Source organism: Streptomyces sp. NPDC048275, assembly GCF_040652275.1.
Lineage (GTDB): Bacteria > Actinomycetota > Actinomycetes > Streptomycetales > Streptomycetaceae > Streptomyces.
On record NZ_JBEZLR010000019.1, the window covers coordinates 1 to 15,719 of the forward strand.

The 15,719-nt window shown below is 66.7% G+C and carries 7 protein-coding genes and 1 pseudogene; 3 read left to right on the plus strand and 5 right to left on the minus strand.

Translation table 11 applies throughout. The features are described from left to right. Positions 1–146: 146 nt before the first annotated feature. From AB0D57_RS14190 to AB0D57_RS14200, 3 genes are all read right to left on the minus strand, one after another. Complete coding sequence (locus AB0D57_RS14190) at positions 147–470, minus strand: hypothetical protein (protein ID WP_362071434.1); 324 nt, start codon at positions 468–470, stop codon at positions 147–149. A gap of 553 nt (positions 471–1,023) precedes the next feature. After that, positions 1,024–1,308 (minus strand): hypothetical protein, encoded by a 285-nt coding sequence (locus AB0D57_RS14195; protein WP_362071436.1) that lies wholly within the window; start codon positions 1,306–1,308, stop codon positions 1,024–1,026. After that, positions 1,301–1,642 carry a hypothetical protein gene (locus AB0D57_RS14200; RefSeq protein WP_362071438.1) on the minus strand — a complete coding sequence of 114 codons (342 nt, stop codon included), beginning with the start codon at positions 1,640–1,642 and terminating at the stop codon, positions 1,301–1,303. Before AB0D57_RS14200 ends, AB0D57_RS14195 begins: the two co-directional genes overlap by 8 nt. Before the next feature lie 109 nt (positions 1,643–1,751). On the opposite strand from AB0D57_RS14200, the gene AB0D57_RS14205 reads away from it, so the two are divergent. Continuing rightward, a complete protein-coding gene (locus AB0D57_RS14205; protein ID WP_362071440.1) occupies positions 1,752–2,954 on the plus strand; it encodes a helix-turn-helix domain-containing protein in 1,203 nt (400 codons plus the stop codon). A gap of 485 nt (positions 2,955–3,439) precedes the next feature. Beyond that, positions 3,440–3,949, plus strand: a pseudogene (locus tag AB0D57_RS14210) (site-specific integrase); the annotation flags it as partial. Between the two features lie 80 nt (positions 3,950–4,029). On the opposite strand, the gene AB0D57_RS14215 reads toward AB0D57_RS14210, so the two are convergent. Beyond that, positions 4,030–4,392 (minus strand): hypothetical protein, encoded by a 363-nt coding sequence (locus tag AB0D57_RS14215; RefSeq protein WP_362071442.1) that lies wholly within the window; start codon positions 4,390–4,392, stop codon positions 4,030–4,032. Positions 4,393–4,518: 126 nt separating this feature from the next. Beyond that, positions 4,519–11,685, minus strand: coding sequence for a polymorphic toxin-type HINT domain-containing protein (locus AB0D57_RS14220; protein WP_362071605.1), 7,167 nt, complete (start codon positions 11,683–11,685; stop codon positions 4,519–4,521). 545 nt (positions 11,686–12,230) lie between these two features. Here AB0D57_RS14220 and AB0D57_RS14225 point away from each other — a divergent pair. Then, positions 12,231–15,713 carry a DNRLRE domain-containing protein gene (locus AB0D57_RS14225; protein WP_362071444.1) on the plus strand — a complete coding sequence of 1,161 codons (3,483 nt, stop codon included), beginning with the start codon at positions 12,231–12,233 and terminating at the stop codon, positions 15,711–15,713. Positions 15,714–15,719 lie beyond the last annotated feature (6 nt).

Sequence of the window (15,719 nt, forward strand, 5' to 3'; positions counted from 1 at the left end):
ACGCTCGGCTGGGAAACCCCAGCCGAGCGCCTGTCTAAACTGCTCGCGGCCTGATCAACCGACCACGTGTTGCAACGACCCCTTGAATTCGCCGACACCTACAGGGGCCGTATCTTTGCGCTTGGATGCGCAGCGAATCGGAAGCCTTAAATCGGCTCGCCCGCCACTCCGCTGAATCCGACGAGGCCGTCCCTCTTCGCCATGTCAAGAATCTCAGGGAGATAATCCAGTTGGCGAACCGAGAGGGTCAGGAGGACGTACTTTCCCGCGTCATCCGGATCCTCTTCCAGGTCGAATCGAGACGGCTCCAGAACGTCTTCCACATCTGGCCACCTAGTCAGCAACTCCTCCCGGAACCGCAACACGTCAGGGCTCACGACAAGGTCGCTGGTGTCGCCCTCAGCGAGGTTGTCGAAAACTTCCTCAGCGTTCCCGGCAGAGCGCTTCCAGAAGCCGAAGTCGCTACTCACAGGCCGTCCTCTCAGGTTAGGGGTTGCAGATTGGACACTCTGTACCGCGCCGGACGACCGAGGTTTCAAACCCGTACGTCTTCGCTAGCCATCCTTCCTTCGCTGACCCCTCGTGTAATTCGATTTATTCACCTTCACCTCATAAAGGTGAAGGTTTCCGTCTGGGTTCCGGACCGCGATATCCACTTGACGCCTGCCATAAGGGGTCCACAAATCAAGTCCATTCCCGTAGCTCTCACTGTAGATATCGGACTTGTCGTAGAACTTCTCAAACGTCTCCGTCGTTTCATCGACACCGGCAGCGCCACGGGCTTTGTCGTGCTTGCGAATGCCGCAGTTGCTGTTGCTGTTGTGAACGAGGACCGGCGTAGCTCCCGCCAGCACATAATACGTGTGCTACGCGACCCCTCTCTATCTGCGTATTCGCAGATCAGCGGTGGTTTCGGGTTCCGCTGGTGTCCGTGGCTGTGCGGGGAGATCCGTGCGTGTTGCCGTCGCTACTGCCGTCAGGTGTGCGGGGCGCACGGTGCCGCTGCCGCTGGGGGAGGGGGCTTTACTGCCATGCTCCGGGCTCGGCACGGAGCATGGCACGGACGGTCTGCTCGTAGTCCTGGTGGCCGGTCTGGGCGCAGTGTTCGGCGATCCAGCGGGTCAGCTCGTCCGGGGTGTGCAGGGTGCCGGATGTGGCACCGCAGTTGCGTTCCTCGCGGGTGACGCAGACCGCCGTGAAGGCCGGCAGAGCCAGGGGGTCGGGGACGGTTGTCACGTGGTAGTCGCGGAATCGGTAGCGTCCTCGCGCACCACGGGACTGTGCGTCGGTGTTCACAGAGTCAGGCATCCTCGGTCACCTCTTCCGGGTCGGGGAGGCGCTGACCGCGTGAGTCGGCGACCCTGAGCGCGTCGGAGAGGGCTTCGCTCAGCCGACGGGCCAGCCAGCGGTATTCGGTCGCCGACAAGGTCTTCGCGTCAGGGGCCATGGCGTCTCGGGCGTATCCCAGCAGGTCCTCGCCCATGCCCAGCTGTACGGCTTCGATGTTGTCGGCGAGGTTGGCGAGGTAGCCCTGGCCGTCGGTGCTCAGGTAACAGGGGTTTCCGCCCACGGTGCTCCACGGCAGCAGTCGCGGCCCCTGCGCCGTGAGTCCTCCGGGCTTTTGTGTCGCTCGCTCCGCCATCCTGATTCCCTCTCCTCGGCTCGACTCGGGGCTACTGATCACGGTCTCGCTGGCGTGGGCCTTTGGGAGCAGCCAGCGTGTCTGCCTTTCTGTCTGCCAAGCTGGTTGGGTGCGGGAGACGATCGGGGAACTGGTCAGGCGGCTGCGTCTGGCGCGTGGGTGGAGTCAGGGGCGGCTCGCCGAGGCACTGGCTGAGGCTGCGCCTGGGCGTGTTCCTCCGACACGAAATGACGTGTCCCGCTGGGAGATTGGGAAGCGGTCACCGCGCGAGTGGCTGCCGTTCCTCGCGCGGGTGCTTCAGGTTCCGCGCGAGATGCTGGAGGCGGCGAAGGTTGTTGCGTCTGTCGAGTTCGCTGCGCACGTACGGTCCGTGGCCGACTTCCTGCCCGAGGGCGACCCGCTATCCCCACTAAGCGCCCGCTCGGGCCGCCGGATCGGGGCCGGGCAGGTGGTCGACCTGGCCCAGCGGGTCCACGGGCTGCGGCTGGCCGACGACGTGGTGTACGGCAAGGATCTGATCGGTCCCGCTCTGCGCGAGCTGCGGGCGGCGGTGAAGCTCTACCGCGAGGGAGTGCATACCGAAGAGGTCGGCCGTGAACTGCTTCGGGCTATCGGCGAGTTGGCGCAAATCGCTGGGTGGGTGGCGTCCGACGCCGGGGAGCATGCCGAGGCAGAGCGTATCTACCGGCTCGGCATGAGCGCCGCACGGGCCGCGGGGGACGGCGTGCTGTCCGGGAACGTTGCGGGCTCGCTGGCCTACCAGTGGAGCAACACCGGGCACGCTGGCGACGCGGTCGGGCTGGCCCGCGCCGCACTGGAGGACGCCGGTCCGGACGCCCCGCCGAAGGCGCGCGCGCTGTATCTGGATCGAGTGGCCTGGGCGCATACCCGGGCCGGGCAGGACCGCCCGGCGATGGCCGCCCTCGGAGAAGCAGCCGAGGCCCTGGCCGAGGACTCCGCCAGCACCCAATCGCCGTCGTACCTGTACTGGATGGACGCCGGGGAATTGCAGGTCATGGAAGCCCGCGTCTACACCGAGCTGAGGCGCCCCCTGCGCGCCGTGCCGCTGCTGACGGACGTGCTCGGACGCTACGACGCCAGCCACTCCCGAGAGTTGGCGCTGTACCTCTCATGGCTCGCCGTGGCCTACGCCGACGCCAACGAGCCCGAGGCCGCCGCCGCGACAACGAGCCGGATGCTCGCTCTTGCGCAGAGCGGCAGCGAACGCACGGCAGAGCGCACGCGGATCGTGCTGGACCGCCTGCGGGCCTTTCGAGACGTGCCCGAAGTCGCCGAACTGCTGGTGTCCTGACCACCCTTGATGCACCACAGCACGGAGGAAACCACACCTGGCCAGCGCCGAGGCATCCGGCAAGAAGCTGGCCTGAGCGGGAGGGGTCCCTCGTCGGTCGGGCAGCTTCGCCGTGCCAGGGTTCTCCGGGGGCCGCCAAGGCTCACATCGTGACGCGTGCGCTCGGCCTTGGCGGCCCCCGGGGGTTCCTGGTACGCCTTCGGTGACCGGGCGGCGAGGGACCCCTCCCGCGACCTCGAACCCCACACCACTACGAAGCCGCACCGACACACGGCCCCCTGCCCCTCGGAGGGAGGGCCGGGGTCTGGGGCGGAGCCCCGGGAAGGTTCGTTGTGCTGACTGTTGCGCGCCCGGTCCTGCGGGGTCGTCGGCGAGCGGGTCGGAGACAGGAGCGGGCGGCGGCCCCGCAGGGCCGGGCGCGCGCGGGCCGCGCCAGCGGGCCGCCTTGATCAAGTAAAGAAACTCTGAACAGCTCACCCCGAGTGACCGCCAGCATCCACCGCTCCCTCCAGCGCACCCGCACCGGCGGCCTGACCATCTTGCACACCAAGACTCGCGCCTCCGAACGCCGCATCGCCCTGCCCGCCGAATGCATCAACTCTCTCAAGACCCACCAGGAACGACAGCAGGAGGAACGTCAGGCGGCCGGGACGGGCTGGGCCGACAACGGCCTCATCTTCACCACCGCCACTGGCAGACCACTTGATCCCACCAACCTCACACGCCGCTTCCGCCACCTCCTTCACCGCGCTGGACTCCGCGTGATCCGCTTCCACGACCTCCGGCACTCGACTGCCACCCTGCTTCCGGAACAGGGCGTCGACCTCGTCGTGATCAAGGAGTTGTTGGGCCACGCCCACATCGGCGTCACCGCCGGCGTCTACGCCCACGTCCGACTCCGCCTCCAGCGCCAGGCCATCGATACCCTCGGCAACGCCCTCAGCCCTACCAGCAACAACCCCGACCACCCACCTGCCACAGCCGTCGTCCGCTGACGTTGCCGTCACCGTTGCGTCAAGTACCTGTGCAGCGGCAGCTGACGCGCTCTCCGCGGTATACCTCCTCCCTCAATTCATCAGCGGTTTGAGCTGTCTCCGGAATTTCCGTAGACCACTTGATCCTGGGGGTCGTACACAGTCAGCTCGTGCGTCGACGCCAAGTCGAGCAGCACCGAAGAAACTTCACTGGAACGCGACCAAGAGATAGCGGCAATTACGCACTCTCCGGTGACATAGAGAGGAGAGGCCCACGGGGACTCCTCCATATTTTCTTCGCTTAGATCTGGAAATTCGGAGATCACGGCTCGGTAGAAGTCCTCGACAGCCGAACTCTCTTCGACGATACCGGTAATTCCATCCGTCAACTGATCGTAGATCTGAGCGGCCTCCCCTGACGTCGGGGCCACTTTTTGATACCAAAAAATCAGATCGAAACTCATCCTCACCATCTCTCCCGAAGTCGCGAGCCGGGGCCGACTCGCAGCACTGAGCTGCGGATACGGTACCGCAGTCCGGCCAGATCGCCTGTGGGGTCGACCTGATCGTCCGGGTCGACCCCTCAGGCACTACCGATCTATCCACACATCATGGACTCCGACAAGCGTTCGGCCATCGCTAGTAGTGACCGTATTTCCAGGCGTATTGAGCCAATCATCGAATTGCCGTTGTTGAGGATTCTTCTTGGCAGTTCCGCCCTTAACCTCTATTCCATACCACTGACCGTTGATCTCAACCGTGCCGTCATACTTGCGGACTCGCATTCCTGGCGCGGAAACTGCAGTTTCGTTGCGCATGACCAATGCGCCGTCCATTTCCAGCTGATCCCAGGCGTTTGCTTCATCCGCAGCACCATCACGCCCAGGCTCGCCGTTACGCTTCGAGAACTTGCCGTCCGCCGAGCGCGGGGCCCCAGTTGGGCATCCCCCAGAATTGTGGACGAGGACCGGCGTAGCTCCCGCCAGCACATAGTACGTATGCAGGTCATCGACGGTGAGGTTGTACGTCCGCGCCCGCTCGGTGAACGGGCGATTGTCCGTGACGATGACCGTGTCGCCCTCGTCCGTGCGCAACGTCATGTCCGGCTTGAGCTCACCCGCCGCGACCCAGTCCCGCTCGGAGGGAGACCAGAACGGATGCTCGTGCGTCGCCGTGAGCTTCTCGATGCCGTCCTCGGTCGCGATGGACAGCTCGTTGAAGTACTTGTCGCCCTCGGTTCGGATGAGGCGAGTTACCTTCCGGAGGCCGGTCTCGCCGGTCTCCGGGTCGGTCGCAAGGACCTTGTCTCCGAGATTGACGTCTTCGATGTCCTTGGTCGACCCGTCGGCCATGAGGACGTCTGTGCCGGCCAGGAAGCACTTGCAACCGGGGAGCTGCTTGGTGGCGTCCGACGCCCCTTCACCCAGGTCATCGAACCTCTTCAGCTTCGCCAGCTTGAAGACCTTGAGGAACGGAATGTCCGCGAGGAGCGGCAGGCAGTTACCGGCCGAGACATCGTCCTGGCACGCGCCCGCCTGCTCGGTGTCGAAGACAAAGAAGTTGAATAGGTCGGTCGCCTGCTTCTTCCTGAGGTCTCCGCCCAGCGGGGCGATGCCGTTGTATGTGCCGTACTTGCCCACGGTCGTGTACGACTTGTACTTCTTCCGGCCTGCGGTGTGGGTGTAGGTGAAGAGGGTGGATCCGTCGGAACGGGACGTCATCTGCTGCTGCAGCGTGTGCTGGGTCCAGGTGCCGTTCGTATTGTGGGTGAACGACTCCTTGGTGCCGGGCGCGCAGCCCCCTGTGTACTCGCAGAGCCCGATGGGCCTCAGGCCGGTCGGATCCGATGTGGAGACGGGGCTGTTCCGGGAGTAGGTGTACCCGTTCATCTGAAGCGGATCGGCGATGTCGATGATCGGGTCCGCGGAGAGGAAGCGGCCCGAGTTCTGGTCGTACTCGCGAGCCCCGATGTGGGTCAGGCCCGTGGCTGCGTCGTCGATGCCTACGCCCAAGTACGCACGCTTGTTGGGCCAGTTGGTCGGCTTGGTGCCGCGGGCTTCGCCGTACGGCTTGAAGGTGCGGCGGGTTACCGGCTGACCGGTGGACAGTTCCACCGAGGTGTTCGCCGTGCCGAGGTGGTCGGCGATGAGGACGGCGAGTTTGTGGCCTGTCGACGCTGCGTTGGTGGTGGTGCGGACGACGGTCGGGGCGCCGGCCTGGACGTATGAGCGGGATGCCCGGGTGATCTTTCCAGTCGCGTCCGTGGTGACTTCGGTCTCGCCCAGGTACAGGGTCGAGCCGGACGGCGAGTTCTCCAGGACGCGGTTGCCGTCGGCGTCGTAGATGTACGTCGTCTTCTTGCCGTCAGCGGTTATCGAGTCCAGCTTGTTCTCGGAGGACCAGGCCAGGTTCTGCGTGGTGGTGGGCAGGGCTCGGACCGTGGTGTTGCCCGTGTCGTCGAAGGTGTAGGCGCTGGCCTTTCCGGCCGGGGTGGAGGTGATCGACGTGGCCGTGTGCGGCTGGGCCGGACCGTTGGCCGTGGGGGTCTTGCCGTACCCGTACATGAAGGTGACGTTCTTCGTCGCGTCCGCCGGGTCGTGCTCGGTCATCGTCGCTCGGTTGCCGAGCCAGTCGAACGTGAACGACTGACGGTAGGCGGTGGCGCCGGTCGACACCGTCGCCGCGTCCGGAGCGGCCGCCCCGAGCGTCGAGGCGAGGGACGTGTCCGGGCTCGCCGCGTCCGTCGCGGCGTCGGGGGCATCGGCGGCCGGGCCTGAAGCGACGGCGTAGTCGGTTCGGGGGCCCCAGGTCGTGCCGTTCGAGGACTTGCAGCCGGTGTTCTTGCCGTTCGGCGCGATGTTCGACGTCCAGGCGTGCGCCAGTTCGCCCATCACGTCGTAGGTGAAGCACTGGGTGTCCCAGGGACTGCCCGACACCTCACCGAGTTGGCGGGCGTTGGAGGTGATCGTGCCGGAGGCGTCGTAGGAGTAGTAACTGTCCGTGATGCGGTACGGGCCGGATGTCTCGCGGTCCGTCACCGTGCGCTGGAGGCTGCCCGTGTGCGGGTCGACGAAGTTCGTCGTCCAGACGCGGTAGGGCTGGGAGCCGGAGACCGTACGGAGTACCTCGCCGTAGGGCGAGTAGGTGGCGTCGGACGTGTACCAGGTCAGACCCGAGGTCGACTCCGCCAGGCCGTCTCCGTTGTAGCGCGTGACGACCTTCTCGCGAGCCAGGCCGCCCACCGCGGGCAGTGTGACCGACTGCGGTTGTCCGGTGGGCGTGTAGGTGTACGCGTATGCGTAGGTGCCGGCCAGGCCGGTGGTCGTCGAGCTCGCCGGGATGACCGTCTCGCTGCCGGTGACGTGGTACTCGGTGTCGTAGCCGGTGACGCGATCGATGAAGTCGCCGTTGTCCGTGTGCCGGATGGAAGCGACCGGCTTGCCGAGCCCGCCGAGGAGCTCGTCGTAGGTGTACTCCTTGGCGGGGTTCGCGGTCGTCGAGCCCCGTCTCACCTTCAGGACCCGCCCGAGCACGTCGTACTCGGTGAACGTCTCCCGCTGAAGCGCGTCCTTCACCCGGTTCGGGCGGTCGGCGGTGTCGTACCAGGTCGACGTCGTTCCGGTGTCGGGGTCGGTGGAGGACGTCACCCGGCCGCGGGCGTCATACTTGTACGACCACACATTGCCCGCCGGGTCGGTGACCGAGGTGCGGTTGCCCCTGGCGTCATACCCGTACGTCGTCGTACGCCCGGCGGCCGAGCCGGCGGCGTTCTGGGTGAAGTGCGCGACGGACGTGACGCGGCCGAGGGTGTCGACGTGCGTCCGCGTCCTCGGGGTTGTCGAACCCGGCGGGTCCACCGTCGTGCTGACCGCGTCGTACGAGGTGGACGTCGCGTACTTGTAGGTGCCCGCGTGATAGACCGCCGCGCGGACCTGTCGTTCCAGACCGTCGTAGCGGTACTGGGCCGAGCTGGGGATGAGCGACGTCGACCTGGGGGCGAAGAGTTCCGTGGCGGGCTCACCCTTGGCCAGGTAGGCGCCGCTCTTCTTGGCGACCAGTCCGTGGTCGTTGTACTCGGTGTCCACGATGACGCGGCCGGGGCCGTGGGCCTCGCTCTGCTTCTGGACCTCGCGCGTCAGACCGTCGTAAACGGTCACCTCAACGGCGTAGGAACCGTCGTCCTTGAGCGTCTTGACGGTCACGGCGGCCGGAGCGTTCTTGGCGGGCGTCGCGATCGCCGACTGATAGGCGATCTCGACATTCGGTGACTTGCCGCCCGAAGAGCGGGACGGTGACCAGCCCTTCACCAGGCGGCCCAGCGAGTCGTACTCGTTGCGGGTCACCCGACCGTTGGGGTCGGTGACCGACAGGGCCAGGCCGCGGCCCGGGTCGTAGGCCGTGGTGGTGGCGTGGCCCTTGGCATTGATCGACTTGACCTGGGTGACCGGGCCGCCGTCGTCGCCGGGCGTGTACTGCGTCTCCGTGATGCCGGTGCCCGGAGCGGTGACCGTCCGGACCCGGCCCAACGGGTCGTACGTCGTGGCGGTGACAACGGAGTACGTTCCCGTTCCGTCGATCTCGGCCGCGGAGGTGACCAGGCCCTTGACCGGGGTCGCCTTGTAGGCCAGGTTGTCGTAGCTGTTCTGCACCGCCGACTTGAGTTCGGTGGCCGGGTCCGCGGTGGCGGAGGCGGCGCAGGACGTGCCCGTGGTGCGCTGCTCCTTCGGCAGACCGATCAGCCACGCCGACGTGTTGTGCACGTACGACGTCACGACGCAGGTCCGGTCGGACAGCGTCTCACCGGAGCCGCTGGACTTGACGACCGCCGTCTCCACCTCGATCGGCAGACCGTAGGTGTCGTCGACCGTCGTGAGCGTGCGGACGGCCCGCCAACTGTTGTCGTCGATGGTCTGGATCTCGTCCGTGCGCTTGACGCCCGTGCGGTGGGCGAGGAGAGGGTCCGCGGCAGTCCCGTCCTCGTACTCGCGGGAACGGGACGCGGTCTGCTTGGACCATGGGTAGGTCAAGGCCCGCTTGAGGATCTTTCCGTCCGAGTCGGCGTAGGTGATGACCTCCGCGGGTGTGCCGGCGTACTGCGGTGCGTCGTCCGGCGCCAGCGTGTACGCACCCGTGGAGTCCTTCAGCTCACCGCCGGTGCCCTGGAAGTAGCGCGTCACGGAGTACGACTGTGACTGGGGAACATCGGGCTTGGCGGTGATGTCGCTGCCCTTGGTGACCGCGACCTGCCGGTAGCCCCGCCAGTCGCTGTACGTCCGCAGCGCGGGGCGGGTGAACTCGTCGTCGCTCTTGGCCCAGGCCGCGTCCTCGTACGTGTACTTCGTGACGACCGGCTTGCCTCGTGAAGTGACCTTGTCGATCTCGGTCACGGAATCAACGACGTATTTGTTGAACCAGGCCTTGGCGGGAGTCTTCTCGTCGCCGTCCGGCGACCAACGGACCGGATAGCAGGTGCCGTTGCGCTTGCCCTTGTCCTCCGCGGGTTCGGACGCGCAGCCGCCGGTGTACTCGACCTCGATGTCACCGCCGTACTCGGTGGAGACGACGCCGATGCGGGGGCGGGTGAAGCCGGGGCGCTGATCGGCCTTGCCGTTGCGGACGAGGTTGGGAAGCTGTCGGTCCTTCAGGCGGCCGCGCAGGGGTGAGCTGGAACCGACCGTGTAGGGCGCGAAGCTGAGGCCGTCCTTGGACTGGAGGGTGCCGGTAGAATCGCCGGGCCCGTATCCGGTCCGCGTGATCGAGTTCAGCCAGAGGCCGGGGGCCGTGTCGTACCAGTCCGCGGGGAAGGACTGGTGGAGCGTGTACGTGTCGACCTTGCCGAGGCCGGCCTGTCCGGAGCGGGCTGCCTTCGTCGTCACCGTCTCCAGGCGCAGCTGCGTCCAGAAGGACGGGAAGGCCGGGCACAGCTTCGAGGTGGACTTGCAGTTGAGGTTGCCGGGGGTGTCCCACCACCTGCGGTAGGCGCCCGGGTCGGCGGTCTTGGCGAAGTTCGTGGCGTCGCAGGCCGCTTCTGACTCCAGGCAACGCTGTTTGCGGCCGAAGTCGACGGTCGCCGACGGCTTGGTCAGGTCGGACCGCATGCCGTACTCGATGGCGGTCGGGTACGCGTAACGGTCGTACTGCTCAGGCTGCTTGAACCTCTTCCGGACCGCGTAGTAGTTGGTCTCCTGGTTCCAGTTGACGACCATCGTGTTGCCGTGGACGTCGACGATCTTGTCCAGACCCCAGCGCCATGCCTGCTGCTTGCCGGAGCCGCAGCGCGAGTCGGCGAATGCGTCGGCGTGGCAGGGCTCGCCGGGGTGGTTTCCGAAGACGGGGGCGGTCGACACGGAGTTGGTGGTCGCGTGGCCGCCGCCCACGCCGTTGAGCCCGTAGAAGTACTGGGTTCCGTCCGGGGCCGTGACGACCCAGTACTCACCGTTGTTGTCGCCGTTACTGCCGCCGACCTTGTGCTGGACCCGGGTGCCGTCGTCCTGCTGAGGTCGGTAGATCTCGGTGTCCTGCTCGGGGTTGCTGCCGGAGGCGGCGTCACGGACCAGTTCGGTGGTCTTGCCGTTCAGCGACATCACCGCGTTGTACGACACCCAGCACAGGTCGGACGTCTTGTCCTTCTTGGCCGTGTTGTTGGGGGTGCCGGAGGCCAGCTTCTTGCGGTCGTCCTTGCAGGTTCGGTAGCGGCGCTCGATGTGACCGGGGTCGTAGGACCAGCCTTCGCCGATCCAGGAGGCCTGCGGTGAGGAAACCGCCGTACGGCCGTCCACGGTCTGCGAGTTGTAGTCGAAGGAGATCTTGGGGGCCGGGCCCGCGGGCGGGCTGGGCACGGTCAGCGGGTAGGACCAGGTGAACGCGCCGGACGATCCGCCGGCCTCCCACTTGCCGTCGGAGGCGAGCGGTGTCGCCTTGAAGCTGCCGGCCTCGGCGCCGCCCGAGTCGACCGCGCCGAGGACTGCCGTGTTGCCCGTTGCCGTGGGGATCGCCGAGGCGGACTTCCGGTAGGCCGCCTGTACGACGCCGGAGCTCTTGACGGAGGTGGGCGTCGTCGAGGCCGGTGTCACCGTGTCGTCGGCCGCCGGGTCGACGGTGGCGGTGAGGGACTTCGACACCGGGTCGTTCGACGTCTCCAGTTCCTCGTACGTCTGACAAGCCTCGTCGTCCGGCGTCGTCAGGTAGCAGTCCGGGAACTGGACGAAGCGCAGACGGGAGGCCCAGTCCGCGCCGTAGAGGCTCTTGAATTTCGAGTAGTCCAGCTTGACGGAGACCGGGACCGAGCCGGTGTCCGGGGCCTGCACCACAAGTACGGCACCATCGACACCCTGGCTGACCGCGGAGGCGCGATCGGGGATGGTGACCTGCCAACTCCCCGTCGGTACTGGCTGGTCGGGAGCCTGCCCAAGGCTCACGGGCAGGTTCGGCACGGGCGTCAGGGCTGCCTGCTGGACCGTGGCAACAGCTGTCCGCGCCGATGCCGTCGTCGTGGTCGAGCCGAAGGTGACCGAGCCCGTCAGGTTGGAGGGCGGGGTCGTCGTGCCCGCCGGCGCCGCGAACAGGTCCTTGGGGACGTCGGCCTTCAGCGTATCCAGACTCCGGCTGAACACCTTGCCGGGTATCGGCAGTTCACGGTCGACGCCCTCAAGGGTCAGCGTTTCGCGCCCTTTCTCCGCCGTCGCCGGATCGGGCGGCAGTGCGAGCGACTGCACGGGCAGCAGCCCGACCAGCAACGCGGCTGCCGTGACCGGCACGGCTGTGCGCGCGAGGCGGCGCTTGCGGGCGTGCGAAAGTCCACCGAACACGGCGAGGTCCCCCGGACCGCTCGAGGCGGGGCCAGTGAACCGGACCACGCCTGATGACGTATCAGACGATGGAGATTCTGTGATCACTCTGTGAGGAAACGCCAGGAGTGACCGGACAATGTGATCATCACCACGGTAAGTAGCGCATCGTCACGCAATGAATGCGATGAATCCCCACGTACTACCCGACGGGGAACCAGGAAACCTTCTCAACAGATTTAACACATACGCACATTTCACATAGCAAAACAATTGGCAATTCACCCGAGGATGGTTCACTTTCTCCCTTTCATTACTCGGTGATTCACCTGCTCGCCATTCCGCGTGGACCACGCGCCCCGTATCCCCGAGCAACCGGACGCCGCCCCTCACACCTCTCACACCGCTTCATCACAGAGTGACGACAGCTCCCCCATAGGTCATCATCGGCTGGCCCGGCCGCGCCTTGTCCCGCGCCGGTTCCAGGGGAACGAGGGGGAAGGGGAACCAGCCCGATGACGCGCAACTGGGGCCGCACGCCCGGCCGTCGGGCCGGTGCGGCACTGCTCGCCACCGCGGTCGCCACGACCGGCATCGTCTACGCCGGACTTCAGCTCGGCGGCGACGCCGAGAGCAACGAAGGTGGCAGCGACCAACCCACGAAGACCGTCACCGAAGCCGCGGCCATCGGCCAGGCGGCCAAGACCGGCAAAGCAGTCGAGGTGACCGCCGCGCGCACCGCCCAATCCACCACATGGGCCCGCCCCGACGGCCGTATGGTGAAGCGCCTCTATTCGTCGCCCATTCGCGCCAAAGTGGGCGGCGAGTGGAAAAGGATCGACCCGAGCCTGCGCCGCACGAAAGGCGGGTGGGAGCCGAAAGCCACCAACACCCGCATGGTGTTCTCGGTCGGCTCTGACGGGCACGCCGAGCCGCGCGCCTCCCGTTCGGCCATGCGGCGCGTATCGCTGCTGAAGGCCGCCGCTGCGGACGACACCGGGACACCCCTGGTCACGCTGTACGTCGAAGGCGGCGACCACGCGATACAGCTCACCTGGCCCGGCCCCATCCCCACCCCGATCATCGACGGCAACCGTGCGCTGTACCCGGAGATCTTCCCCGGCGGCGACCTCGTGCTCACCGCCGAGGACGACGGTTTCGGGCAACTGGTCGTCCTGAAGAACCGGCAGGCGGCTTCCGATCCGCATGTGCAGCAGCTGACGTACGGTCTGCACTCCTCCAGCCTCACCTTCCGCCTGGACCCGGTCTCCGGGATCGTCAGCGCCGAGGACGCCGACGACCAAGAGGTCGCCATGTCGCCCACCCCGCTGATGTGGGACAGCGGCGGCACTCCGGCCGTCACCGACGGCACCGTGGGCGCGAGCGCCCAGCCGACGGCACCCGAGTCCCCCGACCCGTCGGACTCCGCCGTCCCGACTCCCGACGACAGCCCCACTCCCGCCGAAGAAGACCCTGTCGAATCGGACGAACAGACCGACACCGACGTCGAGATCCTGCCATCGGCGAGTGACAACCCCGCGCCGACGCCATCGGAATCTCCGCTGCCGTCCGCCCCGCCCGAGCCCACTCCGGCCCCCTCGCAGAGCGGCTCGGCGGCGACGCTCAGCCTGCCGTTGCTCGACGGTCCTTCGCCCGACTCGCACGGAGAGCTCGTCGAGGCGGACCTGTCCCCTGAGCGGTGGACACTCACCCCGGACCAGGAGTTTCTGGCGGACCCGGCCACCACGTACCCCGTGTTCATCGACCCCTCGGTCAAGAAGCACGTCCAGAACTGGACCACCGCCTACGACCGCCACCCCAACGCCACCTTCTACAACGGCAAGGGGTTCAACAAGGGCGGCACCCACGAGGCCCGGGTCGGCTTCGAGTCCGATACCTGGGGCACTTCCCGGTCGTTCTTCAACATCGACTTCGACAAGGACCTGAAGGGCACGAAGATCGAGTCCGCCAAGCTGCGCATGCTGGAGACCTACTCCTGGTCATGCAGCGCCCGCTCGCTGAGCGTGCACCTCACCGGACCGATCAACTCCCACACCAACTGGAAGAACGCGCCCAAGCTCCACGACGGCAACAAGCTGACGACCAAGAGCTTCGCGCACGGCTACAAGTCCGGCTGCCGCGACGCCTACGAGACCTTCGACGTGAAGAAGGGCGCCCAAAAGATCGCCGACCAGGGCGAGGACAGCATCACCTTCGGGCTGCGTGCCCGCGACGAGCACGCCCAGTACGCGTGGAAGAAGTTCCAGGCGAACGGCGACTTCCCGCCCGTCCTGGAGCTGATCTACAATCGACGGCCCACGATCGTCTCCGGCTCGCTGGACCTGGGCCCGGACGGCAAATGCACCACGACGAAGCCGTACGTCCGCATGGGCTCCAGCGGCCTGACCTTCACCGCCAAGGCCACGGACAAGGACAAGGACCTCGACTACTTCGACTTCGACCTCTGGCCCACCGGCAAGTGGGAGTCAACGGGCGACCTGCTCCGTACGACCGGCAAGGTATCGGCGGGCGGGGACACCGACACGGCTCTGAGGACGACGAACGCTTTCTCCACCAGTGGGCTCACGAGCGGTACCCCCTACTCCTGGAGAGTCCGGGCGTTCGATGACGCCGGGAGTTCGTCGAGCTACTACCCCGCCAAAACGCCATGCCGGTTCGTCCTGGACACCACGGCACCCCGGCCGCCCAGGGTCAGCTCCAGCGACTTCCCGAACGCCGACGCCGGCGAGAACGGCTTCGGCAGCGGCGCCGAGGACGCCACGTGGAGCGTCAAGAAGTTCGGGACACCCGGATCGTTCACTGTTCGCGCCGTCAACACTGACGTCGTGCGGTACGAGTACGGGTTCAACTCTCCGGACTACGCCTTCCACCTCGACCGGAAGCTCGGCACCGCCACCACGGTCAGCGCCACGCTCGCCGACGCCAAGCCTCCGTCCGCCGGACCTAATGTGCTCTACGTCCGGACCGTCGACAGCGCGGGCAACGTCTCTGAACCGACGAAGTACTTCTTCTACGTCACACCACGCGATCAGGCCGACGTCCAGGGCGACTTCACCGGCGACAAGCTGGCCGACCTCATGGTCGTCACCGAGTACGGCAACCTCGTTCTCTACCCGTCCCAGGCCGACAAGACCGATCTGACCAAGGGCACCGGCGACCTGGACTACTCGATGCCCGGCGCCTACCGGGCCAACCCGGACAAAGACCCGAACGGGGATGAGCTGCCGCCGTACGCCGCGGCGCCTACGGGACACTTCAAGGGTGGTCTGATCACCCACAACGGCGACATCTACGGCGGTGATGGCCTCCAGGATCTCGTTGTCCGCCTCGACGGCAAGCTCTGGGTCTATCCCGGCGACGGCTACGGTGCCGTCAATATCGACAAGCGCCGCGAGATCCTGCTGCCCGACGGAGCGCCCAGTCCCGCGGAGATCACGCAGATCGTCAGTGCGGGGGACGCCACCGGGGACGGGCGGCCGGACTTCTTCGTCACGGTGGGCAAGGAGAGCGACGACGAACTGTGGGCCTTCACGGGCTACCACGGCGCGACCGTCGACCAGGCGATCCAGCTGTCCGCCTCCGCCTGGGCGAGCCGCGACCTCGTCACGGTCCAGGACATCAGCGGCGACGGCATCACCGACCTCGTCTACCGCACCGACGTCTCCTCCCGGCTGCTCCTGCGGACAGGCATCGCCGCAAGCAGTGGCGGCGGAACCGACCTGAACTCCCTCGCCTCCGCCGCGAACTCCTCCGGCGGACTCGACACCGTGTACGGCTCCTCCGGCTGGTCCAGCACCAGCATCCCGCTGTTGATCGGCACACCCGACGCCAACGGCGACTTCGTCCCCGACGTGTGGACCGTGCGGTCCGATGGATCCGTGCGGTTCTACGCGGGCGGCAAGACCGTCCTCCCGGGAGGAGGGACGGAGATCATCGGTCCAGCGAGCTACTGGCAGACCCGGATCGCCATCGGGTGAGATCGC

What these genes read in the sequence shown, in the direction of transcription:
- AB0D57_RS14215 (WP_362071442.1), bottom strand. Translation starts at nt 4,392, where the DNA reads ATGAGTTTCGATCTGATTTTTTGGTATCAAAAAGTGGCCCCGACGTCA.
- AB0D57_RS14200 (WP_362071438.1), bottom strand. Translation starts at nt 1,642, where the DNA reads ATGGCGGAGCGAGCGACACAAAAGCCCGGAGGACTCACGGCGCAGGGG.
- AB0D57_RS14195 (WP_362071436.1), bottom strand. Translation starts at nt 1,308, where the DNA reads ATGCCTGACTCTGTGAACACCGACGCACAGTCCCGTGGTGCGCGAGGA.
- AB0D57_RS14225 (WP_362071444.1), top strand. Translation starts at nt 12,231, where the DNA reads ATGACGCGCAACTGGGGCCGCACGCCCGGCCGTCGGGCCGGTGCGGCA.